General features: G+C 70.5%; 25 protein-coding genes and 3 tRNA genes. 20 read left to right on the forward strand and 8 right to left on the reverse strand.

The window, feature by feature from the left end; translation table 11 throughout:
* Nucleotide 1: 1 nt before the first annotated feature.
* Nucleotides 2-862 (reverse strand): tryptophan 2,3-dioxygenase, encoded by an 861-nt coding sequence (gene kynA, locus H9622_RS06255; protein ID WP_318247048.1) that lies wholly within the window; start codon nt 860-862, stop codon nt 2-4.
* A gap of 65 nt (nt 863-927) precedes the next feature.
* Nucleotides 928-1,188, reverse strand: a complete 261-nt coding sequence (locus H9622_RS06260) for a glutaredoxin family protein (protein WP_191765255.1) — start codon at nt 1,186-1,188, stop codon at nt 928-930.
* A gap of 137 nt (nt 1,189-1,325) precedes the next feature.
* Between H9622_RS06260 and H9622_RS06265 the strand changes: the two genes are divergently transcribed.
* From H9622_RS06265 to H9622_RS06275, 3 genes are read left to right on the forward strand one after another with little or no spacing between them, the layout of a single operon-like run.
* Nucleotides 1,326-2,471 (forward strand): glycosyltransferase, encoded by a 1,146-nt coding sequence (locus H9622_RS06265; RefSeq protein WP_191765257.1) that lies wholly within the window; start codon nt 1,326-1,328, stop codon nt 2,469-2,471.
* A 44-nt stretch (nt 2,472-2,515) separates the two neighbouring features.
* Nucleotides 2,516-2,875: a hypothetical protein gene (locus H9622_RS06270; protein WP_191765259.1), complete on the forward strand. Its 360-nt coding sequence runs from the start codon at nt 2,516-2,518 to the stop codon at nt 2,873-2,875.
* Between the two features lie 33 nt (nt 2,876-2,908).
* Nucleotides 2,909-3,415: a glycine cleavage system protein R gene (locus tag H9622_RS06275; RefSeq protein ID WP_191765261.1), complete on the forward strand. Its 507-nt coding sequence runs from the start codon at nt 2,909-2,911 to the stop codon at nt 3,413-3,415.
* A gap of 123 nt (nt 3,416-3,538) precedes the next feature.
* Here H9622_RS06275 and H9622_RS06280 read toward each other — a convergent pair whose 3' ends face one another.
* Nucleotides 3,539-4,336: an LVIVD repeat-containing protein gene (locus H9622_RS06280; protein WP_191765263.1), complete on the reverse strand. Its 798-nt coding sequence runs from the start codon at nt 4,334-4,336 to the stop codon at nt 3,539-3,541.
* A gap of 166 nt (nt 4,337-4,502) precedes the next feature.
* On the opposite strand from H9622_RS06280, the gene H9622_RS06285 reads away from it, so the two are divergent.
* Nucleotides 4,503-5,168, forward strand: a complete 666-nt coding sequence (locus tag H9622_RS06285; protein WP_191765265.1) for a DUF305 domain-containing protein — start codon at nt 4,503-4,505, stop codon at nt 5,166-5,168.
* A 382-nt stretch (nt 5,169-5,550) separates the two neighbouring features.
* Here H9622_RS06285 and H9622_RS06290 read toward each other — a convergent pair.
* From H9622_RS06290 to H9622_RS06300, 3 genes are all read right to left on the reverse strand, one after another.
* Nucleotides 5,551-5,623: transfer RNA gene (locus H9622_RS06290), tRNA-Phe, on the reverse strand.
* A 77-nt stretch (nt 5,624-5,700) separates the two neighbouring features.
* Nucleotides 5,701-5,774 (reverse strand) — tRNA-Asp (locus H9622_RS06295).
* 28 nt (nt 5,775-5,802) lie between these two features.
* Nucleotides 5,803-5,875 (reverse strand) — tRNA-Glu (locus H9622_RS06300).
* A gap of 219 nt (nt 5,876-6,094) precedes the next feature.
* On the opposite strand from H9622_RS06300, the gene H9622_RS06305 reads away from it, so the two are divergent.
* Nucleotides 6,095-7,468 carry a peptidoglycan DD-metalloendopeptidase family protein gene (locus tag H9622_RS06305; RefSeq protein WP_191765267.1) on the forward strand — a complete coding sequence of 458 codons (1,374 nt, stop codon included), beginning with the start codon at nt 6,095-6,097 and terminating at the stop codon, nt 7,466-7,468.
* A gap of 178 nt (nt 7,469-7,646) precedes the next feature.
* Here the strand turns inward: H9622_RS06305 and ppa are convergent, their stop codons facing one another.
* Nucleotides 7,647-8,180 carry an inorganic diphosphatase gene (gene ppa, locus H9622_RS06310; protein ID WP_191765270.1) on the reverse strand — a complete coding sequence of 178 codons (534 nt, stop codon included), beginning with the start codon at nt 8,178-8,180 and terminating at the stop codon, nt 7,647-7,649.
* A 163-nt stretch (nt 8,181-8,343) separates the two neighbouring features.
* Between ppa and tilS the strand changes: the two genes are divergently transcribed.
* From tilS to lysS, 14 genes are all read left to right on the forward strand, one after another.
* A complete protein-coding gene (tilS, locus tag H9622_RS06315) occupies nt 8,344-9,348 on the forward strand; it encodes a tRNA lysidine(34) synthetase TilS (protein WP_191765272.1) in 1,005 nt (334 codons plus the stop codon).
* A 9-nt stretch (nt 9,349-9,357) separates the two neighbouring features.
* Nucleotides 9,358-9,909 carry a hypoxanthine phosphoribosyltransferase gene (hpt, locus tag H9622_RS06320; RefSeq protein WP_191765274.1) on the forward strand — a complete coding sequence of 184 codons (552 nt, stop codon included), beginning with the start codon at nt 9,358-9,360 and terminating at the stop codon, nt 9,907-9,909.
* A gap of 173 nt (nt 9,910-10,082) precedes the next feature.
* A complete protein-coding gene (gene ftsH / locus H9622_RS06325) occupies nt 10,083-12,089 on the forward strand; it encodes an ATP-dependent zinc metalloprotease FtsH (protein ID WP_191765276.1) in 2,007 nt (668 codons plus the stop codon).
* Nucleotides 12,090-12,098: 9 nt separating this feature from the next.
* Nucleotides 12,099-12,686 carry a GTP cyclohydrolase I gene (gene folE, locus H9622_RS06330; RefSeq protein WP_191765278.1) on the forward strand — a complete coding sequence of 196 codons (588 nt, stop codon included), beginning with the start codon at nt 12,099-12,101 and terminating at the stop codon, nt 12,684-12,686.
* Entirely contained in the window at nt 12,683-13,525 is an 843-nt protein-coding gene (gene folP / locus H9622_RS06335; protein ID WP_191765280.1) for a dihydropteroate synthase, read from the forward strand. Before folE ends, folP begins: the two co-directional genes overlap by 4 nt.
* Nucleotides 13,498-13,872: a dihydroneopterin aldolase gene (gene folB / locus H9622_RS06340; protein WP_191765282.1), complete on the forward strand. Its 375-nt coding sequence runs from the start codon at nt 13,498-13,500 to the stop codon at nt 13,870-13,872. Before folP ends, folB begins: the two co-directional genes overlap by 28 nt.
* Nucleotides 13,869-14,402 (forward strand): 2-amino-4-hydroxy-6-hydroxymethyldihydropteridine diphosphokinase, encoded by a 534-nt coding sequence (folK, locus tag H9622_RS06345; protein WP_191765284.1) that lies wholly within the window; start codon nt 13,869-13,871, stop codon nt 14,400-14,402. Before folB ends, folK begins: the two co-directional genes overlap by 4 nt.
* Nucleotides 14,399-14,893 carry a DUF3180 domain-containing protein gene (locus H9622_RS06350; protein ID WP_191765286.1) on the forward strand — a complete coding sequence of 165 codons (495 nt, stop codon included), beginning with the start codon at nt 14,399-14,401 and terminating at the stop codon, nt 14,891-14,893. The genes folK and H9622_RS06350 overlap by 4 nt, the downstream gene beginning before the upstream one ends.
* Complete coding sequence (locus H9622_RS06355; protein ID WP_191765288.1) at nt 14,838-15,419, forward strand: PH domain-containing protein; 582 nt, start codon at nt 14,838-14,840, stop codon at nt 15,417-15,419. Before H9622_RS06350 ends, H9622_RS06355 begins: the two co-directional genes overlap by 56 nt.
* Nucleotides 15,416-17,251 (forward strand): PH domain-containing protein, encoded by a 1,836-nt coding sequence (locus H9622_RS06360; RefSeq protein ID WP_225221562.1) that lies wholly within the window; start codon nt 15,416-15,418, stop codon nt 17,249-17,251. The genes H9622_RS06355 and H9622_RS06360 overlap by 4 nt, the downstream gene beginning before the upstream one ends.
* Nucleotides 17,241-17,954 (forward strand): DUF2520 domain-containing protein, encoded by a 714-nt coding sequence (locus H9622_RS06365; RefSeq protein ID WP_191765290.1) that lies wholly within the window; start codon nt 17,241-17,243, stop codon nt 17,952-17,954. Before H9622_RS06360 ends, H9622_RS06365 begins: the two co-directional genes overlap by 11 nt.
* Complete coding sequence (gene panC / locus H9622_RS06370) at nt 17,951-18,799, forward strand: pantoate--beta-alanine ligase (protein WP_191765292.1); 849 nt, start codon at nt 17,951-17,953, stop codon at nt 18,797-18,799. Before H9622_RS06365 ends, panC begins: the two co-directional genes overlap by 4 nt.
* A 342-nt stretch (nt 18,800-19,141) precedes the next feature.
* Nucleotides 19,142-19,552 carry a hypothetical protein gene (locus tag H9622_RS06375; RefSeq protein WP_191765294.1) on the forward strand — a complete coding sequence of 137 codons (411 nt, stop codon included), beginning with the start codon at nt 19,142-19,144 and terminating at the stop codon, nt 19,550-19,552.
* On the forward strand, nt 19,549-21,078 hold the full coding sequence (gene lysS, locus H9622_RS06380; protein WP_191765296.1) for a lysine--tRNA ligase: 1,530 nt from the start codon (nt 19,549-19,551) through the stop codon (nt 21,076-21,078). Before H9622_RS06375 ends, lysS begins: the two co-directional genes overlap by 4 nt.
* Nucleotides 21,079-21,139: 61 nt before the next feature.
* Here the strand turns inward: lysS and H9622_RS06385 are convergent, their stop codons facing one another.
* Nucleotides 21,140-22,327, reverse strand: a complete 1,188-nt coding sequence (locus tag H9622_RS06385; RefSeq protein WP_191765298.1) for a DUF4192 family protein — start codon at nt 22,325-22,327, stop codon at nt 21,140-21,142.
* A gap of 161 nt (nt 22,328-22,488) precedes the next feature.
* Here H9622_RS06385 and H9622_RS06390 point away from each other — a divergent pair, with 161 nt between their 5' ends.
* Complete coding sequence (locus H9622_RS06390) at nt 22,489-22,695, forward strand: hypothetical protein (protein ID WP_191765300.1); 207 nt, start codon at nt 22,489-22,491, stop codon at nt 22,693-22,695.
* Nucleotides 22,696-22,714 lie beyond the last annotated feature (19 nt).

A 22,714-nucleotide genomic window follows, 5' to 3' on the forward strand; every position in this document is an offset into this window, starting at 1 on the left:
GTCAGCGACCGATCTCGGTGCGCACCGCGAACAGTTCGGGGAAGAACGTCAGCTGAAGGGCCCGTTGCAGGAACGGCACCCCGCTCGACCCGCCGGTGCCGGTCTTGCCGCCGATGATGCGCTCGACCGTCTTCAGGTGGCGGAACCGCCAGAGCTGGAAGTTGTCCTCCAGATCGACGAGCTCCTCGCACGTCTCGTAGGCGGCCCAGTGGGCCCGCGGGTCGGCGTAGATGTCGGCGAACAGGGGGACGAGTTCGGGAGTGAACGTCCAGGCCTGCGTGACGTCGCGCTCGAGCACCGCGGCGGGGATCGGGTAGCCCGACCGCGCCAGCATCCCGAGGAATTCATCATAGAGGCTCGGCGCGAGCAGCGCGCGCTCGACGAGCTCGTACGCGGCCGGGTCGGCTTCGAACACGCGCAGCATGGCGGCGTTCTTGTTGCCGAGGGTGAACTCGACCGCTCGGTACTGCGCCGACTGGAACCCCGACGCGTTGCCGAGCACGCCGCGGAACTGCGCGTATTCGGCGGGCGTGAGCGTCGCGAGGACCGACCACTGCTCGGTCAGCGTCTTCTGAATGTGCTTCACACGGGCGATGCACTTGAGCGCCGGCGCGAGGTTGTCCTCGCGCAGCAGACGGCAGGCGGCGCCGAGTTCGTGGAGCACCAGCTTGAGCCACAGCTCTGTGGTCTGGTGCTGGATGATGAACAGCAGCTCATCATGGTGCTCGGGATCGCTCAGCGGCCGCTGCGCGGCCAGCAGAGTGCCGAGATCGAGGTAGCCCCCGTAGCTCATGCGATCGGCGAAGTCGGTGACGACCGTGCCCTCGATCGCCCGGGTATTGCGTTCGACGCCTTCGCTCACCCGCTCAGCCTAACGAGGCGGGGCGGCCCTTCGTCAGGGCTGTGAGCGGCGCGAGCGGCGCGATGTCAGATGAGCTCGAGCTCGCGGAGCTTGGCCTCGACGTCGTCGTTCGACGGCTCGACGTGGTGCGAGGAATCCGGGTACACCACGACCGGGATGTTCGTGCGACCCGAGATCTCGCGCGCGACGTCGGCGGCAGCGGGGTCGGCGACGAGGTCCACGTACGTGTACTGGATCCCCAGCGAGTCGAGCTGGCGCTTCGTGCGGACGCAGTCGCGGCACCAGTCGGCACCGAACATCGTGATGGTGGAGGGGGAAGACGTCATGACGTCTATTCTCCCGTATCCATCCTGGACAGGGGCCGGGTGCCGTGCCCCGGCTGTCTCCCCCCGAGGCATCCCTGAAACGACCGGTCCACAGCCCGAGTTCGCCCTCACGGCCCGTCGTGCGACGATGGACCGCAGTGCAGCTGTCCATCATCGTCCCCACCTTCAACGAGGCTCCCAACGTCGCGGAGCTGATCCGTCGCGTCACGGCGGCGGTCGAGGGGATCGACGCGGAGGTCATCTTCGTCGACGACAGCACCGACCACACGCCCGACGTGATCCGCGAGGTCGCGGCATCCGCTGATCTTCCGGTTCGACTCGTGCACCGTTCGTCCCGCGCCGGCGGTCTGGGCGGCGCCGTCGTCGAGGGCTTCGCGCTCGCCGAGTCCGACACCTGCCTCGTGATCGATGGCGACCTGCAGCACCCCCCCGAGCAGATCCCGGTGCTGTTCGAGCGTTTCGAGCGCGGCGATGCCGACGTCGTGATCGCCTCGCGATACGCCGGCGGCGGCACGGCGACCGGTCTCGCCGACCGGACGCGCGTGCTCGTGTCGAAGGCGGCGACCGCCCTCACCCGCGCGATGTTCCCGATCCGCCTGCGCGACGTGTCCGATCCCATGACGGGCTTCTTCCTCGTGGACCGCCGGGCGATCGAGGCGTCGACTCTGCGGCCGCGCGGATTCAAGATCCTCCTCGAGATCCTCGCGCGCAAGAACCTTCGCGTGGCGGAGGTGCCGTTCGCCTTCGCCGACCGCCACGCGGGCGAGTCCAAGGCGTCGGTGCGCCAGGGGCTGCACTTCATGACGCAGCTCACGGCGCTGCGGTTCGGCAAGATGTCGCTGTTCGCCGTCATCGGCGGGCTCGGCGCCATCGTGAACATCGCGATCGTCTGGGGTCTCACCGAGCTGGGCGTGGGCTACGTGATCGCCGCCGTCATCGCCGCCGAGGTGACGATCATCGGCAACTTCCTGCTGCTCGAGCACTTCGTGTTCCACGACATGCGCGAGGCGGCCTCGCGCGGCTGGCTGCGCTTCGCGAAGTCGTTCACGTTCAACAACGCCGAGGCCCTCGTGCGCATCCCGATCATGGCGCTGCTGGTGGAGTCGTGGCACATCTCGGTGGTCTTCGCGACCGCCCTCACGCTCGCCGTGGCCTTCGTCGTGCGCTTCGTGTTCCACTCCCTCGTCGTCTACGCGCCGCGCAGGACCGGCGTCGAGCCGTCGCGCGCGCGTCGCTTCGTCGACGAGCTCGACGCGCAGGCGATGGCTCCCGGAGAGCTCTAGAGGAGAGCGGATGCCGTGCCCCGCGCGCTGCTAGGCTCGCGGCCGTGCTGCCGACCGACTGGATCGAACACCGCCGGCCCGACGGCGAGGTGCTGGGGTGGATGGCTGCCGAGGGCGAGGGCTTCCGGGTGTTCGACCTGCTGGGGCGCGAGCGGACCGCTGAGCCCGTCGAGTGGCTCGAGGCCGAGGAGCTGCTCGAGGCGCTGGGCATCGGCTATCTCGCCGACCGCTGGACGCTGCGCCTGCACGACGGCACCGAGCGCCCGGTGCGCATCTCCGAGGCGAGCGCCCGCGGCATCACCGTCGTGGGCGACGAGTTCGGCGCGGCATCCGCTGTCGGCGCCGACCTCGACCGGTTCCGACTTCCCTTCCCCGCGCCCGACGCGCTGCAGCCGCGGGTCTGACCCCGTCGCGGGGCGGTCGCTACGCTGTCGCCCATGACAACTCTCGTGCTCACCGTGGTCGGCAGCGACCGTTCCGGGATCGTCGCCTCGGTCGCGGACGCCGTCGCCGCGCACGGCGGCAATTGGGAGAACAGCCAGCTGGCCGAGCTCGCCGGAGCGTTCGCGGGCATCGTCGAGGTGTCCGTGCCCGCCGAGAGCGCCGACCCCCTGCGCGCCGCGCTCGCCGGGCTGGACGGCCTCCACACGGTCGCCGTGCAGGCGGGGACGGATGCTGCGCCCCGGCCGCACCAGGATCTCGTGCTGCACGTGCTGGGCAACGACCACCCGGGCATCGTGCGCGAACTGTCGTCGGCGCTGAGCGCCCACGGGGTGAGCATCGAGCGCATGACGACCGAGACGCGGGATGCGGCGATGGCGGGCGGGAGGCTGTTCCAGGCCACGGTCGTCGCCACCGCCCCGGCCGATGTGGACATCGCGGCTGTGGCCGCCGAGATCGAGCGGCTCGCGGCCGAGATCCAGGTCGACGTCACCCTCGACTGAGAAGCAACGGCTCGGCCGAAGGGGCGCGGCGGTCACCCACGGCGGCGGAACGAGCAGGGGCCCGGCGGTCCGAAGACCGCCGAGCCCCGCAGGAGGCCGGCTCGCACCGACCTCCCGGATGGATCAGCTGAAGGTGCCGGCCAGCGCGACGAGCGCCGCCTCGACCTCCGAGCCGGGGACGCCGGCCTTGCGGACGGCGTTGTCGAACTGCGCCTTGACAGCACGCGGGTTCGCGGGACCGTCGGCGAGCTTCTCGGCCTGGTCGACGTGCTTGCGCACCTCGGTCAGGGCCTTGCCGCTCAGGCTGCCGTCACGCTCGGCCTGGTCGATGTACGAGCGCACCACAGCGAAGCTGGGGGCGTGGCCGTACTTCGGCTGAGCCTGGGCGTTGAACTCGGCGAGCTGGTACTCGCCGGCGGCGGCGATCTCGTTGGCGCTCAGGAACTCGCTCGGCTGCAGTGCGAGGCTGTCGAAGCCGCGGCCGATCTCGTTGCCGTAGACGTTGCCGTTGTACCAGTACGTCGACCAGTAGCCACCCGTGACCAGGCTGGTCGCGCTGTTCGGACCGCGGTCGAAGAACGCGATCTCGACCGGGTTGGCGCTGTCGGTGAAGTCGAACACCGAGAGGCCGCCCTGGTACCAGGCCTGCACCATGATGTCGCGGCCGGGCACCGGGATCAGCGAGCCGTTGTGGGCGACGCAGTTCTCCTGTGCCGTCTGTGGCGCGGGCATCTTGTAGTAGCTGCGGAACTCGAGCTTGCCGTCGACGATGTCGAAGATCGCGTTGGCACCCCAGTTCAGCGGGTCGGTCGCACGGCAACGCGCACCGCTGCCGCCGCCCCACTCGTCCGTGAAGACGACCTTGGTGCCGTCGTTGTTGAACGTGGCCGAGTGCCAGTACGCGAATCGCGGGTCCGTCACGGCGTCGATGCGCACCGGGTTCGCCGGGTCGCTGATGTCGATCAGGATGCCGTTGCCCTCACAGGCGCCGGCGGCCAGGCCGATCTCGGGGTAGGCCGTCGAACGCTCGCTCAGGCGTCACGTGGACCGCATGATGGAGCGACGCCCCCGATGAGAGGTCTCCCATATGACGCCGCCGATCCGGCTCGCATCGCTCGGCATCGCCGCGCTCCTGATCGCCGGCCTGACGGCCTGCACCGGCGAGCCCGAAGACGCCGCGCCGCTTCCCACGACCCCGGTCGTGCAGCTCGGTGGGCCTGGTGAGCCGAACCGGACGCTGTCGCCCGACGAAGCCGCCGCGCTGACCAGCCCGTCCTACAGCGAGGACGACGTGCTGTTCGTGCGCGACATGCTCCACCACCACTCCCAGGCCATCGAGATGACCGGCTTCGTGGTGGACCGGAGCGACGACGAGGACGTCCGGCTCCTCGCCGAGCGGATGGACATCAGCCAGACCGACGAGATGGCGGTGCTGGAGAAGTGGCTGCAGGATCGGGGGGAACCGGTGCGGGATCCGGATGCCTCGCACGCGCACTCCGCGGACTCCATGCCGGGTCTGCTCACCGACGCCGAGATGGCTCAGCTCGAGGCCGCCGAAGGGGAGGAGTTCGACATCCTCTTCCTGACCTTCATGATCAAGCACCACCAAGGCGCGATCCAGATGGTCCAGGAGCTCTACGCCGCAGATGGCGGCCAGGAACCGGAGATCGACACGTTCGCCCGCCACGTCGAGGCAGACCAGGGCATCGAGATCACGCGCATGCAGCGGATGCTCGCCGAGCGCGAAGGCTGACGCTCACCGGGAACGGTATCGGCCCCCGGAGGAATCCTCCGGGGGCCGTCCGCATCCCCTGTGCGGAAAATCCCGTGGTTGCGAGGACCACGTCTTCCCCTTATCACCGCGAATTCCCGGGCCGGCTCCCCAGAAGCCATCTCCCCAGATTGCCCGGGATTCGCAGTACGTCGAATGTACCCTGTCCCCCATATGGGGGACACCCCTTTGTCGCGAACTTCAGCAATTCCTGAGGTTCGGGTTCGAGGCTCACGCCGGGGCGGTCTCGCGGGCGTTGTCCGGTTCGGGTCGAGCGGCGACGCGACGCGCCGAGGAAAGACGAAACCCCTGCGATGTAGAAGCTACGCAGGGGTTCCTGGGGTGACTGTAACGATCACCCTTGTGGCTCCGACCGGCATCGATCCGGTGACCTTTCGATTTTCAGTCGAACGCTCTACCAACTGAGCTACAGAGCCGCGCGGCATCCGCGAATCAACACGATCGCCGCGTCCTAGACGAAAGGCCCTCTCGAGAAAGGGCCCGTCGCTTGGAGCGACCCTGACGGGACTTGAACCCGCGACCTCCGCCGTGACAGGGCGGCACGCTAACCAACTGCGCTACAGGGCCATGCTTGTTAAGTTGTGTTCTCGGAGTGTGACCCCAACGGGATTCGAACCCGTGCTACCGCCGTGAAAGGGCGGCGTCCTAGGCCGCTAAACGATGGGGCCGGGTGAACCCGGGGGCTCACGCTTACCGAGGGTCAAGCATACGCAATGGATCCCGAATGCGCCAATCGAGCGCGTGGCGCCCTTGTGCACTGAGGCCTCCCGGATGACACTGAACAGGTGACGCCCGTCCCGGGGCAATGGACGGCGTTGCGCAGAACCGGTTGCAGATGTGACTGATGTTGCTAATGTGAACACGACGACGTCACGAAGGGGGGCCCGGTGGAGACCGACGACGCCCTCGACGAGTGCGGGTGCGCACCGTCGCCCCGTGAGCGACGCCTGCTCTGGCCGGCCGTGAGCCGCCGCGGCGCGCTCGGCGTCGGAGCGATCGCCCTCGCGACTCTCGGTGCGATCGGCGGTCCGCTCGTCGCCCCGGCCTTCGCCGCCAGCTACCCCTCGTGGGACGACGTGCAGCGCGCCAAGGCCAACGAGACGGCCAAGTCCGCCGAGGTCACCAAGATCCAGAACCTCATCCAGGCGCTCGCCGACGACGTCGCGTCGAAGCGCGCGATCGCCGAGGCCGCCGCAGACGAGTTCTACGTCGCGCAGCAGGAGTACTTCGACGCGGCGCACCGCGCCGAGCAGCTGCAGTCCCAAGCCGACGAGCAGGCGCAGCTGGCACTGGATGCCGCGAACAAAGCCGGCCGCGTCGCCGCCCAGCTCTACCGCAACGGCGGGGACGACACCTCCCTCGAGCTCTTCTTCTCAGGTTCGGCGGCTTCGGCCGACGATCTGCTCGCCCGGCTCGGCACGATGGACAAGCTCATCGAGCGCAACCAGGCCGTGTACGCCGACGCGATCACCGCGCGCGACTCGGCGCAGAGCCTCAGCGACCAAGCAGAGGTGCAGCGTGCCGAGCGCGACCGCCTCCAGCAGGTCGCCGAGCAGAAGATGGTCGCATCCCAGCGGGCGGCCGACGAGGCGCAGGCGGCGCTCGACGAGCAGAGCGCCCGCCGCGACCAGCTCGAGGCGCAGCTCGCCGCCCTCCAGGACACGACCGCCCGCACGGTCGCGCAGTACCAGGCCGGCGTCCGCGCCGCCGAGGAGGCCCGCCGCAAGGCCGCCGAAGAGGCGGCACGCCGTGCCCGCGAGGAAGCCGACCGCCTGAACCAGGGCGGTGGCGGTGGCGGTGGCGGTGGCGGTGGCGGAGGCGGCGGCGGCGGCGCAGTCGTCGGCTCCGGCTGGGCACGGCCCTCGTCCGGCTGGCGCAGCTCGGGCTACGGCTCGCGCACCGTCCAGTGCGGCAGCGGCTACTGCTCCAGCGGCTTCCACTACGGCGTCGACCTCGCCGCCGGCTGCGGCGCGGGCATCTACGCCGCGCACGCCGGCACGGTCGACTACGCGGGCTACAACGGCGGCTACGGCAACTACATCCGCATCAATCACGGGGGCGGCATCGGCACCGGCTACGGCCACATCAGGCCCGGTGGCATCTTCGTGCGCCCCGGCCAGTGGGTCAACGCGGGTCAGCTCATCGCGAGCGAGGGCAACACCGGCAACTCGTTCGGCTGCCACCTGCACTTCGAGACCTACGTGAACGGGTACCCGGTCAACCCGATCAACTTCATGCGCGACCGCGGCGTCTCGGTCTGACCGCTCGCGTGGTGGACTCGGCGGGACGCTCGCCCGCAGTCGCGGTCGCGGCATCCGCTCGCCTGTCACGAATCGCTGCCGCCATCGGCATGGTGCGACAGGTGAGCCTCGAAAACGACGCCCTCTGACGACGAAGAGCGGATGCCGCGACGGCATCCGCTCTCCTCGTGAGTCGTCGTCAGAGCGTCTTCGGCGCGATGCCCTCGCCCTGGGTGCGCGTCTCGCCCTCGTGCTCCTGGAAGCGGTCGAACGCCTCGCTGACGAGGCGCTCGGCCTCGGCGGCGTCCGCCCACTCGTCGACCTTGACCCACTTGTTGGGCTCGAGGTCCTTGTAGTGCTCGAAGAAGTGCGCGATCTCCTTCTGGAGGTACTCGGGGATGTCGCCGACGTCCTGGATGTGCGCCCAGCGCGGGTCCTTGGCGAGCACCGCGACGACCTTGTCGTCGCCGCCGGCCTCGTCGCTCATCTTCAGCACGCCCACCGGGCGGACGCTGGCGAGGATGCCGGGCGAGAGCTCGACGTCGAGGATGACCAGCACGTCGAGCGGGTCACCGTCCTCGCCGAGGGTGTTCTCGAAGAAGCCGTAGTTCGTGGGGTAGCCCATCGGCGTGTACAGGATGCGGTCGAGGAAGACCCGGCCGGTGCCGTGGTCGACCTCGTACTTCACGCGGCTGCCCCGCGGGATCTCGATGACGGCGTCGTACGCGCCCATGCTGGTGCTCCTTCGGAAAGACGGTGGGATGCCGCGACAAGCCTAGTCGCCGTGCCTCGGCGTGAAACGAGCGGGCGGAATCGACCGTTCACGACTCTCCAGCGCGCCGGAACCCTCGGTTCTGCCCGGTTCCTTCACCGCGGACCGCCGGTACGGTAGGCGGGTGGAGGAGCGCAGACCGGGACTCGACCCCGCAGTCGCCGAGGTGCGCCTCGCCGTGCGGCGCGCGCTGGCGGGCACCGACGCCGGCTCGACGGTGCTCGTCGCGCTGTCGGGCGGCGCCGACTCGCTGGCCCTCGCCGCGGCCGCGGCGTTCGAGGCCCCGAAGCTCGGGCTGCGCACGGTCGCGGTGACGATCGACCACGGACTTCAGGACGGGTCAGCGGATGCCGCCTCCGCCGCCGCGGCGAAGGCTGAAGCCCTGGGACTCGAGACCCGCGTCGTGCGCGTCGAGGTCGCCGGGGAGGGCGGACCCGAGGCGGCGGCGCGGGACGCGCGGTACCGGGCGCTCCGCGAGGCGGCACGCGACGCCGGCGCCGTGGCGGTGCTCGTCGGCCACACGCTCGACGACCAGGCCGAGACCGTGCTGCTCGGCCTCGCGCGCGGTTCCGGAGGCGGCAGCCTGCAGGGCATGCCGGCGGTCGGGACCCTCGACGGGCTCGTGCTGCTGCGTCCGCTGCTCGAGGTGCGGCGGGCGACGACGCGAGCGGCATGCGCGGCCGAAGGTCTCGAGCCGTGGGAGGACCCGCACAACGCGGACCCGAGGTTCGCCCGGGTGCGCGTGCGCGAGACGGTGCTGCCGGTGCTCGAGGCAGAGCTCGGCCCGGGAATCGCCGAGGCGCTCGCGCGCACGGCGGCCCAGCTGCGTGAGGATGCCGAGGCGTTCGACGAGATGATCGACGAGACGATCGAAGACATCGTCGAGCACGCCGAGGCGGGCATCTCGGTCTCCGTCGCCGCGCTCGCCGCGAATCCCGCCGCGCTGCGGGGGCGGATCATCCGCCATGTCGTGGCGAGCGAGTTCCACGAGAGCCTCACCCGCGGCCAGACGCTCGAGGTGGCGCGGCTGGTGACGGACTGGTCCGGCCAGGGGCCGATCGATCTGCCGGGATGCCGCGCCCGACGCGTCGGCGGACGGATCGAGTTCACGGCGCGAGGCGACGCCTAGACTCTGAGCATGCGCGCGGCCGACATCCAGAGCGAACTGACCGAGATCCTCGTCACCGAGGAGCAGATCCGAGAGAAGCTCGAGGAGATCGCGGCCCGCGTCGCCGAGGACTACGCGGGCAAGGACCTGCTGCTCGTCGGCGTGCTCAAGGGCGCGGTCATGGTGATGGCGGACTTCTCGCGCTACCTGCCGTCGTCGGTGCCGATGGACTGGATGGCGGTCTCGTCGTACGGCGCCGGCACCAAGTCGAGCGGCGTGGTGCAGATCCGCAAGGACCTCGACACCGACCTGCACGACAAGCACGTGCTGATCGTCGAGGACATCATCGACTCCGGTCTGACCCTCAGCTGGCTGCTCGAGAACTTCGAGTCGCGCGGCGCCGCCTCGATCGAGGTCTTCGCCCTGCTGCGCAAGCCCGAGGCCGCGAAGGTGCAGGTCGACTGCAAGTACGTCGGCTTCGACATCCCGAACGAGTTCGTCATCGGGTACGGCCTGGACTACGCCGAGAAGTACCGCAACCTGCGCGACGTCGCGGTGCTCGCCCCGCACGTCTACTCGTAGCCCGACGCGTTCCGTCTCGCTCGCTCGCCCGACGCGACCGCTGCTTACGCCGTCGGCGAATGCACAGTCAGCGCCTAGGAACCCCGCGATACCCTGATCCCACCGCTTCGCGCGCCATTCTGTAGACGCGCAGCGGGTTCGCAGACGAAAGGGATCGGGCGCGCGCCCGCACCATGGACTTCAAGAAGATCACCCGCAACCCGCTGTTCTACGTGCTGCTGATCGGCGTCTTCCTCATCGTGGGGTTCTCGCTCATCTCCAGCCTGAACGGCGCGAAGCAGATCTCCACGCAGGAGGGCCTCGAGCTGCTCGGCGGCAGCACCGTCACCGAGGTTGTGAACACCGACGGCGATCAGCGCGTCGACATGAAGCTCTCCGACGAGTACGAGGGCGCGAGCGACGTGCAGTTCTACTACGTCTCAGCGCGTGCGGACGAGGTCGTCAGCGCCATCAACGAGGCCGACCCGAAGGACGGCTTCAACGACGCCGTCCCGCGCGCGACCTGGTTCGACGGGTTCCTCTCACTGCTGCTCCCGATCCTCCTCCTGGGTCTGCTGTTCTGGTTCCTGCTGTCGAGCGCGCAGGGCGGCGGCAGCAAGGTCATGCAGTTCGGCAAGTCGCGCGCGAAGCTCGTGACGAAGGAGATGCCGCAGGTCACGTTCGGCGACGTCGCCGGCGCCGACGAGGCGATCGAGGAGCTCGAGGAGATCAAGGACTTCCTCAAGGACCCGGCCAAGTTCCAGGCGGTCGGCGCGCGCATCCCGAAGGGCGTGCTGCTGTACGGCCCTCCTGGAACCGGAAAGACCCTGCTGGCCCGCGCCGTCGCGGGCGAGGCGGGCGTGCCGTTCTACTCGATCTCGGGTTCGGACTTCGTCGAGATGTTCGTCGGCGTCGGAGCGAGCCGCGTGCGCGACCTCTTCAACCAGGCGAAGGAGACCTCCCCGGCGATCATCTTCATCGACGAGATCGACGCCGTCGGTCGCCACCGCGGCGCCGGCATGGGCGGCGGTCACGACGAGCGCGAGCAGACGCTCAACCAGATGCTCGTCGAGATGGACGGCTTCGATCCCAAGGCGAACGTCATCGTGATCGCGGCGACGAACCGTCCCGACATCCTCGACCCGGCACTCCTCCGTCCGGGCCGCTTCGACCGTCAGATCGGCGTGGACGCGCCCGACCTCAGGGGCCGCCAGCGCATCCTCGAGGTGCACGGCCGCGGCAAGCCGCTCGCCGACGGCGTCGACCTCGAGGTCGTCGCGCGCAAGACGCCGGGCTTCACCGGCGCCGATCTGGCGAACGTCCTCAACGAGGCCGCGCTGCTCACCGCCCGCTCGAATGCGCAGCTGATCGACAACCGCGCCCTCGACGAGGCCATCGACCGCGTGATCGCCGGTCCGCAGCGCCGCACCCGCGTGATGAAGGACAAGGAGAAGCTCATCACGGCGTACCACGAGGGCGGCCACGCCCTCGTCGCGGCGGCGATGAACCACAGCGACCCCGTCACGAAGATCACGATCCTCCCGCGCGGCAAGGCGCTGGGCTACACGATGGTGATGCCGCTCGACGACAAGTACTCCGTGACCCGCAACGAGCTGCAGGACCAGCTCGCGTGGGCGATGGGCGGCCGCGTCGCCGAGGAGATCATCTTCCACGACCCCACCACCGGCGCCTCGAACGACATCGAGAAGGCGACGAGCATCGCGCGCAAGATGGTCACCGAGTACGGCATGACGACCGACGTCGGTCCGGTCAAGCTCGGGCAGTCCTCGGGGGAGGTCTTCATGGGCCGCGACATGGGTCACGGCCGCGACTTCTCGGAGCGCGTCGCCGAGCGCGTCGACGCCCAGGTGCGCGCGCTCATCGAGCAGGCGCACAACGAGGCGTACCAGGTGCTCAACGACAACCGCGAGATCCTCGACCAGCTCGCGCTCGCGCTGCTCGAGAAGGAGACGCTCGATCACCTCGAGATCGCCGAGATCTTCACCGACGTGAAGCGGCTCCCGCCGCGCCCGCAGTGGCTGTCGAGCGAGCAGCGTCCGGTGTCGGTGCTCCCGCCCGTCGAGGTGCCCGCCCGCCCCCAGCCGGTCGGCGCCGCCGCCCAGACCGAGGCGGAGCAGCCCTCGGCCGAGAAGGCCGCCAAGCGTCGCCCGACCGGTCAGGCTCGTCCCGCGACCGCATAGGCTCCCGTCATGGCCGTCGACCGAGAGCGCGTCGCCGCGCTCGTGCGCGAGCTGCTCGAGGCGATCGGGGAAGACCCGGATCGCCCCGGGCTGAAGCTCACCCCGGGCCGGGTGGCCGACGCGTACGCGGAATTCTTCGCCGGAGTGGGGGAGGATGCCGCGGCCCCGCTCGCGCACACGATCTCGGTGACCCGCGGGCCCGCCCCCGAGACGCTTCCCTCCGGTGCCGTGATGGTCCGCGACATCCGCTTCCGCTCGATCTGCGAGCACCACCTGCTGCCTTTCCGCGGGCATGCGCACATCGCATACCTTCCCGGCGAGCAGGTCGTCGGTCTCGGCGCCCTGCCGAAAGTGGTCGACATCCTCTCGTCGCGGCCGCAGGTGCAGGAGCGGCTTGGCGAGCAGATCGCCGACGCGATCGCCGGATCGCTCGACACCCGCGGCGTGCTGGTCGTGCTGGACGCGACCCACGAGTGCGTCACGATGCGCGGAGGACGGCAGTCGGATGCCTCGACCGTCACGATCGCCGCTCGTGGAGAGCTCGCCGAGCCGGCGGCGCGCGCCGAGCTCATCGTGCTGCTCGGGAGCCGCGAATGACGCTCGTCATGGGCATCGTGAACGTCACGCCCGACTCCTTCAGCGACGGGGGCCGGTTCCTCGACGCTGATTCCGCGATCGCGCACGGGCTCTCCCTCCGTCAGCAGGGCGCCGACATCCTCGACGTCGGCGGCGAGTCGACCCGGCCGGGCTCCGAGCGAGTCGACCCGGCCGTCGAGCAGGAGCGCGTGCTGCCGGTCGTGCGCGCGCTCGCCGAAGCGGGCGTCTACGTCAGCATCGACACCATGAACGCGTCGACCGCGGCGGCCGCCGTCGAGGCGGGCGCGCGCCTGGTGAACGACGTGTCGGGCGGACTCGCCGATCCCGGTCTGCTCGCCGCGGTCGCAGCATCCGGTGCCGACATCGCCCTCGGGCACTGGCGCGGGCCGTCGGCCGACATGTACGCCCGCGCCGCGTACGCCGACGTCGCGGCCGAGGTGATCGCCGAGCTGAGCGGACGCGTCGATGCCGCCGCGGCTGCCGGCATCCCACCGTCACGCGTCATCGTCGACCCGGGCATCGGGTTCGGCAAGAAGGGCGAGCAGAACTGGGCGACGCTGCGGGCCACGGAGCGCATCGCCGCCATGGGGCATCGCGTGCTCATCGGCACGAGCCGCAAGCGGTTCCTCGCCGAGTCGCTCGGCGCGGCCGGCGGCGATCCGTCCGATGTGAGCGAGAGTCGGCGCGACCTCGCGACCGCGGTCACCAGCGTGCTCGCCGCGCAGGCGGGCGCATGGGCGGTGCGTGTGCACGACGTGGCCGCGACCCGTGACGCGCTGAGCGTCGCGACGGCGTGGGAAGGGGAGAGCCGATGGGCGGCGCAGACGAGATCACTCTGACTGGGCTCCGCGTCTTCGGGCGCCACGGCGTCTACGACGAGGAGCGTCGTGTCGGGCAGGACTTCGTGGTCGACGTCACGCTGCGCCTCGACACGCGGCGGGCGGCGGCGACCGACGACGTGGCCGACACCGTGCACTACGGCGAACTGGCCGAGCAGATCGCGGTGATCGTGGGCGGCGAGCCGGTCGACCTGCTCGAGACCCTCGCCGCCCGCATCGCGGATCAGGTGCTCACCGCCGACCTCGTCGACGGTGTGCGCGTGACGGTGCACAAGCCGTACGCGCCGATTCCGCTCTCGTTCACCGACGTCTCCGTCACGATCGAACGCGCTCGGGGGACCCGATGAACCGGCGTCTGGCTCAGGGCTTCCAGGGCGACACCCCGCGCACCGGCCGCGCACCCGTGGATGCGGTGGTCGCGCTCGGCGCGAACCTCGGAGATCGTGCGGCGACGATGTCGGCGGCGATCGAGGCGCTGCGACGACTGCCGCTCGTCGACACGGTGCGTGCGTCGGAGCCGGTCGAGTCGGTCGCGGTGAAGCCGGACGGCCCGGACGCCTCCGCCCCGTCGTATCTCAACGCGGTCGCGCTCGTCACCACGCGGCTGGCCCCGTCGGTGCTGCTCGCGTATCTGCACGCGATCGAGGAGCACCACGGCCGGAAGCGCCGCGAGCGGTGGGGCGATCGCACGCTCGACCTCGACCTGATCGCGTACGGCGACCTCCGCAGCGACGACCCCGATCTGCTCCTGCCGCACCCGCGCGCCGCCGAGCGCGATTTCGTGCTGGAGCCGTGGCTCTCGATCGACCCCGAGGCGACGCTGCCGGGGTCCGGTCGGGTCGACGCCCTGCTCGCGAAGCTCCGAGGGGACCGATGAAGCGCACGGGAGCCGGCATCCTTCTCGTCGCCGCCGCCCTCGGCGTCGCGGCGGGATTCCTCCTCGACCAGGTTCTGACGTCGTCGGGGCGTGCCACCTTCACGCCCGCGGTCACCCTTCCGATCCTGCTGGTGATGCTCGGCGCGGTGGTCGTCGTGCTCGCCGTGCCGATCCGGCAGGCGACGCGCGGCTCGGCGTCGAAGATGGTGAACCCGTTCCGCGCCGTCCGCGTGGCGATGCTCGCGAAGGCGGCCAGCATCGTCGGCGCGGCCATCGGCGGGGTGGCGCTCGGACTGCTGCTGTTCCTCGTGACCCGACCCGTCGTGCCGTCGATAGGCTCGATGGCGACGGTGATCGCGACCGCGATCTGCGGGGCTCTCCTCGTGGCCGCCGCGCTGGTCGCGGAGCATCTGTGCACCATCCGGAAGGACGATGATGACGAACACCCCGGCGGGGATCCCGGACTCGAGCCCCGCATCCACGGGCACTGACCCGGCGGCCGGAGGCTACGCCGGCCTGGCCGAGCCGCGCTCCGAGAACCGCCTCGTGCTGGAGTCGGGGGTGTGGCACCAGATCTCGCCCAAATACGTGCGGGTGCAGTTCATCTCGACCGGCTCGTTCCTGCTGATCGTCGTCGCGGCGATGCTCGTGCTCACGCTGCTGATGCACCAGACGTGGGCCTGGATCCCGGGCGGAATCCTGACCGTGATCCTCGTATGGACGCTCGCGATCCTGCCCCGCCAGGCTCGCTCGATCGGCTATCAGCTGCGGGAGGACGACCTGGTGTTCCGCCGAGGGATCCTGTGGCAGCGCTTCGTCGCCGTGCCGTACGGCCGGATGCAGCTCGTCGACATCACGCACGGCCCGCTCGACCGTGGCTTCGGTATCGCGCAGCTCAAGTTCGTCACCGCCGCGGCGACGACGGGCGTGGTGATCCCCGGCCTCGAGCAGCAGACCGCCGAGACGCTGCGCGACCACCTCATCGAGGTCGCAGAGAGCCGGCGCACGGGGCTATGACAGATCCGACTCCGTCGCCCGACGCTCCGCCGCAGGAGCTCGTGCGCTCGCCCCTCAGCGACGGCGAATGGCATCGCCTGCACCCGCTCACCCCCCTGCTGCGGGGCGGCCTGTTCCTGCTCGTCGTGATCGGCATCGTGATCGCGAACCTGCGCGACCGGCTGGTGTTCCTGTTCCTGCCGTGGCTCGCGCCCGAGCTCGGCGACGAGCTCGGCGAAGAGGTGCGCGAATGGGAAGGTGCCGGCGACCCCATCGACTTCATCGTCGCCAACAACCTCTACATCCTCGCGCTGCTCTCGGTCCTCGCGGCGCTCATCGTGATCGTCGCGGTGTTCTACATGTCGTGGCGCTTCCACACGTTCCGGATCACCGACGACGACGTCGAGGTGCGCAGCGGCATCCTGTTCCGCACGCAGCGCCGCGCGCCGCTCGACCGCGTGCAGGGCGTGAATCTCACGCGGCCGATGATCGCCCGGCTGCTGGGCATGGCCAAGCTCGAGGTGGTGGGCGCGGGGACCGACTCGAACGTCAAGCTGGAGTATCTCTCGACGGCCAATGCCGAGGCCGTGCGCGCGGACATCCTGCGGCTCGCCTCCGGCAGAAGACTCACGGATGCGGCGTCCCACGCCGCGCCGGCACGTCCGGCGGGTCGCGTGGCCGCGCTCGGGCAGACCGTCGGCCGTGAGCTCACCGGCCTCATCGAAGGACCTGAACTGCCCGTCGCGGTGCCCGACTCTGTCGTCAACATCCCGATCGGTCGGCTCGTGGCATCCCATCTCGTCAGCATGTCGACGGTGGGGCTCCTGGTCGCCGCGGTCGCGATCGGCGTCGGGGTCTCACAGGGCGTGACCTGGCTGCTGTTCGGCTTCGTGCCCGCGATCATCGGCTTCGGCGCCTACTGGGTGCGCTCGATCGTGCGTTCGCTGCGGTACTCGATCGCGCCGACGCCCGACGGCGTGCGCATCACGTTCGGGCTGCTCACGACGATCACCGAGATCGTGCCGCCGGGCCGCATCCATGCCGTCGAGGTGACCCAGCCGATCCTGTGGCGGCCCGCGGGCTGGTGGATGATCCGCATCAACCGGCTGACCGGGCGCAGCGCGACCGATGCCAACACCGACCAGTTCACGACGGTGCTGCCGGTGGGCACGTCCGCAGACGTCGAGCGGGTGCTGCGGCTGGTGCAGCCGCACGTCGCCGAGATCGAGTGGCCGCTGATCGTCGAGCAGGGCGTGCTCGGGCCTCGGGACCAGGACTCCTTCACGAACTCGCCGCGGCGCGCGTGGTGGATCCGGCCGTTCTCCTACCGGCGCAACGGCTTCCGTCTCACGCCCGACGTGCTGCTGCTGCGGCGCGGGGTCGTGTGGCGCAAGCTCGCGATCCTGCCGCTCGCCCGCCTGCAGAGCATAGGGCTGCACCAGGGGCCGCTGGACAGACTGACAGGCGTCGCATCGCTGCGTGGCCACGTCGTGAGCGGGCCGGTGTACGCGCACCTCGCCGCGATCGATCGCGATGAGGCGCTGCGCCTGTTCGACGACGTCGCTCATGCCAGCGTCGACGCGGCAGGCGAGGATCGCTCGCACCGATGGGCGGAGGCCGAACTGGATCCCGCGGAGGCGGCGGTCGCCGGGCATGGTGCGCCCGATGCGTCGACGCCGCGTGCGGACGAGCCTGAGGAGCCGGCAGTGCCCGTAACGGAATCGCCCGCCGAGCCGGCAGTGCCCGTAACGGAGTCGCCCGCGGAGCCGGCAGCGTCCGCAACGGAGCCGGCGGCCGAAGCCGAGGCTCCCGCGGCGCGGATCGCCTCCGACGGGAGCGCGCATGAATCGTGACGGGCGCCTCGGCGTCGGGATCATCGGCGCCGGTCGCGTCGGCCCCGTGATCGGCGCGGCGCTCGCCGGTGCGGGGCACGCGCTCACCGGGATCACGAAGGGCTCCGACCCCGAGCGCGTGGAGGCGATCCTTCCCGGGGTCCCGGTGCTCGAAGCAACCGAGGTCGTCCGGCGGAGCGAGCTCGTGGTGCTCGCTGTGCCGCACGACCAGCTCGAAGGGCTGGTCTCGGGCCTCGCGGCCGTGGGCGCCTGGCAGCCGGGGCAGCTCGTGCTGCACACCGATGCCGCATACGGCACGGGGGTGCTGGGGCCGGCCATGGCGCAGGGCGCGATCCCGCTCGCAGTGCATCCCGCGATCGTCTTCGCGGGCACCTCGATGGACCTGCGGGCGCTGTCGACGGGGTACGCAGCAGTGACGGCGCCCGGGCCGGTGCTGCCGATCGCGCAGGCGCTCGCGGTCGAGCTCGGTTGCGAGCCCGTCGTGGTCGCCGAGGACGACCGCGCGACGTACGCCGAGGCGGTCGAGGCGGCGACCGAGTTCTCGCGATCGATCGTGCGCCAGGCAGCGGGGCTGCTCGGCCAGGCCGGGGTTCCCCACCCGGGGGCGTTCCTCTCCGCGCTCGTGCACACCACGGTCGACCATGCCCTCGCCGATGCGGGTTCCGGGGCTCCCGGCGAACCCGCCGATACGATCGACGGATGATCAGCACCGCCGACGAGCTGCGCGCCCGGCTGGCAGACGCCAGAGCCGCAGCTCCCCAGGGGGCCCGGATCGCGCTCATCTCGACGATCGGCGCTCTCCACGACGGCCACATCGACCTCGTCCACCGCGCGCGCGAAGTCGCCGACATCGTCGTGGTGTCGGTCTTCGTGAATCCGCTGCGGTTCGCCACCACGGCGGAGTTCGCGGCGTACCCGCGCACGCCCGACGAGGACGCGCGGCTGCTGGAGTCGCTCGGCGTCGACGTGGTCTTCATGCCCGACGCCGCCGAGCTGCTGCCGAACGGCACGGCCACGACGAAGGTCAGCGCGGGCGACCTCGGGCTGCGTTACGAGGGTCGGGCGCGCCCGTTCTACTTCGACGGGCTGCTCACGGTCGAGGCGAAGCTCCTCAACCTCGTGCGACCCGACGTCGCGGTCTACGGCGAGCGCGATCCGCAGCGCATCTTCCTCGTGCGTCGCATGATCCGCGACCTCTGCTTCGACGTCGAGGTGGCCACGGTCGAGACGGTGCGAGGTGACGACGGTCTGCCCGTGTCGACGCGCGTCGGCATGCTGGAGGACCGCGACCTCGCCGCCGCCGGCCTGCTGCCCGCCGCTCTCGATGCCGCGGCGTCGAACGCCGACCGCGGCGTGGACGCCTGCATCGCCGCGGCGCAGTCGACCCTCATGGGCGAGCCGCGGATCCGTCTGGAGTACCTCAGCGTCGTCGATCCCGGTTCCTTCCTTCCGGTCGACGAAGGCCACCGCGGCCCTGCGCTCGCGCTCATCGCGGCGAGTGTGGCGGGGCACCGGTTCATCGACAGCGCGCAGATCTATATCGACTGACGCTTCGGAGGCGGACACTCCCGTCACCCGGATCGGCGGACCGGCTGGTCTCGTCGAGTGGGATGGGTGGCGCATCCTTCCCGATCCGCTCGGCGTCCCGTCGACATCGCCTGAAGGCTGGCGGCGTGCGGCCGCCCGTGCCGGACGCCCGCGCAGGGGAGGCGGGCGCCGAGCGGATCGGGGAGACTGGACCCATATGGGACACACCGCAGGAGACCCATCCGCTGGCGACAGCGCAGGACGAGACGAGCTGGATCCACCCTGAGCTCCTCGCCGCCTGCCGGCGGGTCATCGGCGTCACCCGCACCACCGGTACGCAGACGTTCACCGGTACGACCTCCCGTGACGAGGCGAGCTTCGCCCGGGTTCGACATCGTTCTCAGCAGCGATGCCGCTGAGAACGTCCGCACCCCGCTCGTCATCGATGTCCGTGTCGACGCCGCTCAGCGCACCCTCTCCACCGCGGAAGCGCTCGGCGTCCTCTGCCACCGCGCCGCGTCCGGCGACAGCGATGCGCAGGAGTCCCTGCTGAAGCTCGTCGGCGCCGACTACTACGCCTACCTCACCCGGTTCGCCCGCGACACCCCGGATCCGGTCCCACGCCCTGACCCGCCGCGAGGCCGCGCCCCCGATCCGATGGTCACCCAGCCGAGCCGCAGTCTCCCCGGCGAGGACCCTGAACGTGAGGGCAGGGACCGCCGAGGCCGCGCAGATAGACTTGGCGGCGACTTTTGCGAGGAGCCCCGTCGATGACCGAAACGCCTGCGAACACGCCTGCCGAGACGCCCGAACCCACCGAAGAGGACATCTTCGAGCAGAAGGCCGTCCGTCTGGCCAAGCGTGAGCGCCTCATGGCGGAGCGGACGGATGCCTCGGGCGGTGCCTACCCCGTGAGCGTTCCGGTGACCGACACCATCCCCGCGCTGCGGGAGCGCTTCGGCGACCTCGAGGCGGGCGCCGAGACCGGTGTGACCGCCGCGGTCGCCGGCCGTGTCGTGTTCAGCCGCAACACCGGCAAGCTCTGCTTCGCCACGCTGCAGTCCGGCGACGGCAGCCGCATCCAGGCGATGGTGTCGCTCGCCGCCGTGGGCGAGGAATCGCTTCAGCAGTGGAAGGAACTCGTCGACCTCGGCGACCACGTCTTCGTCGAGGGCGAGGTCATCTCCAGCCGTCGCGGTGAGCTGTCGATCATGGTGGCGACGTGGCAGATCGCGGCGAAGGCCGTGCTCCCGCTGCCGAACATGTACGCCGACCTCAGCGAGGAGAGCCGCGTCCGCAGTCGCTTCCTCGACCTCATCGTGCGCGACCGGGCCCGCCAGACGGTCGTCGCGCGGGCGAAGGCCAACGCGAGCGTGCGCCAGACGTTCGCGAACCACGGGTTCCTCGAGGTCGAGACTCCGATGCTGCAGGTGCAGCACGGCGGCGCATCGGCACGCCCGTTCATCACGAACTCGAACGCGTTCGACACCGACCTGTACCTGCGCATCGCGCCGGAGCTCTTTCTGAAGCGCGCCGTCGTCGGCGGCATCGAGCGGGTGTTCGAGATCAACCGCAACTTCCGCAACGAGGGCGCCGACTCGACGCACAGCCCCGAGTTCGTCATGATCGAGGCGTACCAGGCGTACACCGACTACAACGGGATCGCCGACCTCACTCAGGAGATCATCCAGAACGCGGCGATCGCGGTCACCGGCTCGACCCTCGTCACGTGGGCCGACGGCACCGAGTACGACCTCGGCGGTCAGTGGGAGCGCCTGCCGATGTACGGCTCGCTGTCGGAGGCGTCCGGCCGCGAGATCACGCCCGCGACGTCGCTCGAAGAGCTCGTCGCCTTCGCGAACGAGGTGGGCGTCGATCTGCCGCCCCACGCCACGCACGGCAAGCTCGTCGAAGAGCTGTGGGAGCACTTCGTCAAGCCGGGCCTCACGCGCCCGACGTTCGTCATGGACTTCCCGATCGACACCAGTCCGCTCGTGCGCGAGCACCGCTCGATCGCGGGCGTCGTGGAGAAGTGGGACCTGTACACACGCGGCTTCGAGCTGGCGACGGGGTACTCGGAGCTCATCGATCCGGTCATCCAGCGCGAGCGCTTCATCGAGCAGGCCAAGCTGGCCGCGCGCGGCGACCTCGAGGCGATGCGCATCGACGAGGAGTTCCTGCGGGCGCTCGAGCACGGCATGCCCCCCACCGGCGGCATGGGCATGGGCATCGACCGCCTGCTCATGGCCATCACCGGCCTCGGCATCCGCGAGACGATTCTCTTCCCGCTCGTCAAGTAGCAGCACGTCGATCGCCCGGCCTCGCGGCGTCACCAGCTGTCCTCCTGACCACGACCCGCGCTCACCGCGCGGGCCGATGGAACGCCCAGTCCGGCAGATGCCCGGCGTGCACGAACGACCGGACGATCTCGCTGAGGCCGTGCTCCGGCTCGATCGCGCATGCCTGCTCGGCATAGAGCTCGGCGTGCGTCGAGAGACCGAGCGCCCACGACAGCCACGCGCACATCGCGAGCGGTCCCGGTCGGGACGCGCGCGGGGCCGCAGCCGCCGCGAACCTCACGAGCCGTAGCGCCCGTACGAGACGGTCCGGGTCGGGTTGCTCGCCCTCGCCCCACATGCGCATCGCCAGGTGCGTCGGATACTCCTCGCCGGACTCCCACCGCAGCTGCGCATCGAATGCCTCGTCGCCGGCGGTCATCGTCGCGCTCCACTGCACGAGGGCGATGTCGCGCAGCGACGGCCGCGCGAGGCACCACACGAGCGTCGCAGCGTCGTACGGGCTCAGGTCTTCGGCATCCCATTCGAGGGCGTCTTCGAACAGACAGGGCAGATCATCGAGCGCGCATACCGCCGCCAACGCCGCCGGGTCGATGCGGTCGCCGACGGGCGAGGCGACCTCACCGTCCTCCGGATCGCGGCCCGGCGCGGCATCCGCTCCCTCACCCGGTCCGCACAGCACGTCGACCGCCCGCTCCAGTGACACGAGCGCGCGAGCGACCCGTTCGCTCTGCGCGAGTCCGATTCGGGGGAGTTCCGCGCCCGACGCCTGGTCTCGTGCCCCGGCCGCGCCGTCGTCGGCCGGCCCTGCCGCGTCCGCCGCGGAGAGGTCGAGGTCGGTGAGCGGCCGTCCGCCCTCGGGACAGTGCGGGTCGAAGAGGGAGCCCCAGGCATCCTGCGCGACGCACAGGGCGTCGGTCCAGCGCAGGCCGCAGGCGTCGGCGCGACGCTCGAGCGCTCGCAGAAGGCCGCTGTGCGGCATCCCATCCCCTCCTTCGAAGGTCGCGTCGGTGAACGCGATCGCGGCGACGGCGTCGGCGTCGGGGAGCCGGCACACGGTCCCGATGACGGTCGCCGCCACGCGGTCGACGGACTCGGGGTCGTCGGCGGGGAGGTCGAACCGCATCGCGCCGACGCTGCGCGAACCGGCGAACGGGACCATCACGAGGCTGCGCGAGGGGACGTAGCCGAGCATGCGGGGGATGAGGGACAGGAACTCCGCGGCGCCCGCGGCTTTGACGATCGTGGTCATGGGTCGACTGTCGCGGCACGGGCGGGGTGAGCAGGGAACCCGATCGCCGACCGGGGATCGTGAGCGCAGAGCCCGGGTTGGGGAGGAGCCGCCGCCAGCCGCGGACGCCAGCAGCGAAGACCTGGGGAACCACCGCTCCACCGCCGCGTATCCTTGAGGGCATGGACGATTACTGGGTCGCCGTCGTGTGGACGCTGCTCCCGACGATCGTCGTCAGCGCCATCTTCTTCTTCGTGCTGCGAAGCGTGATCCGCGCCGACCGCAACGAGCGCCGTGAGTACGCCCGCGTCGAGGCCAAGGAGCGCGCGAAGCTCGGGATGCCGCCGGCCCCGGCATCCGTCGATGCACCTGCCGCCTCCGAGCGCTGACCGCCGTCCCCACTAAGGT

Source organism: Microbacterium gallinarum (assembly GCF_014837165.1).
Taxonomy (GTDB): Bacteria; Actinomycetota; Actinomycetes; order Actinomycetales; family Microbacteriaceae; genus Microbacterium; species Microbacterium gallinarum.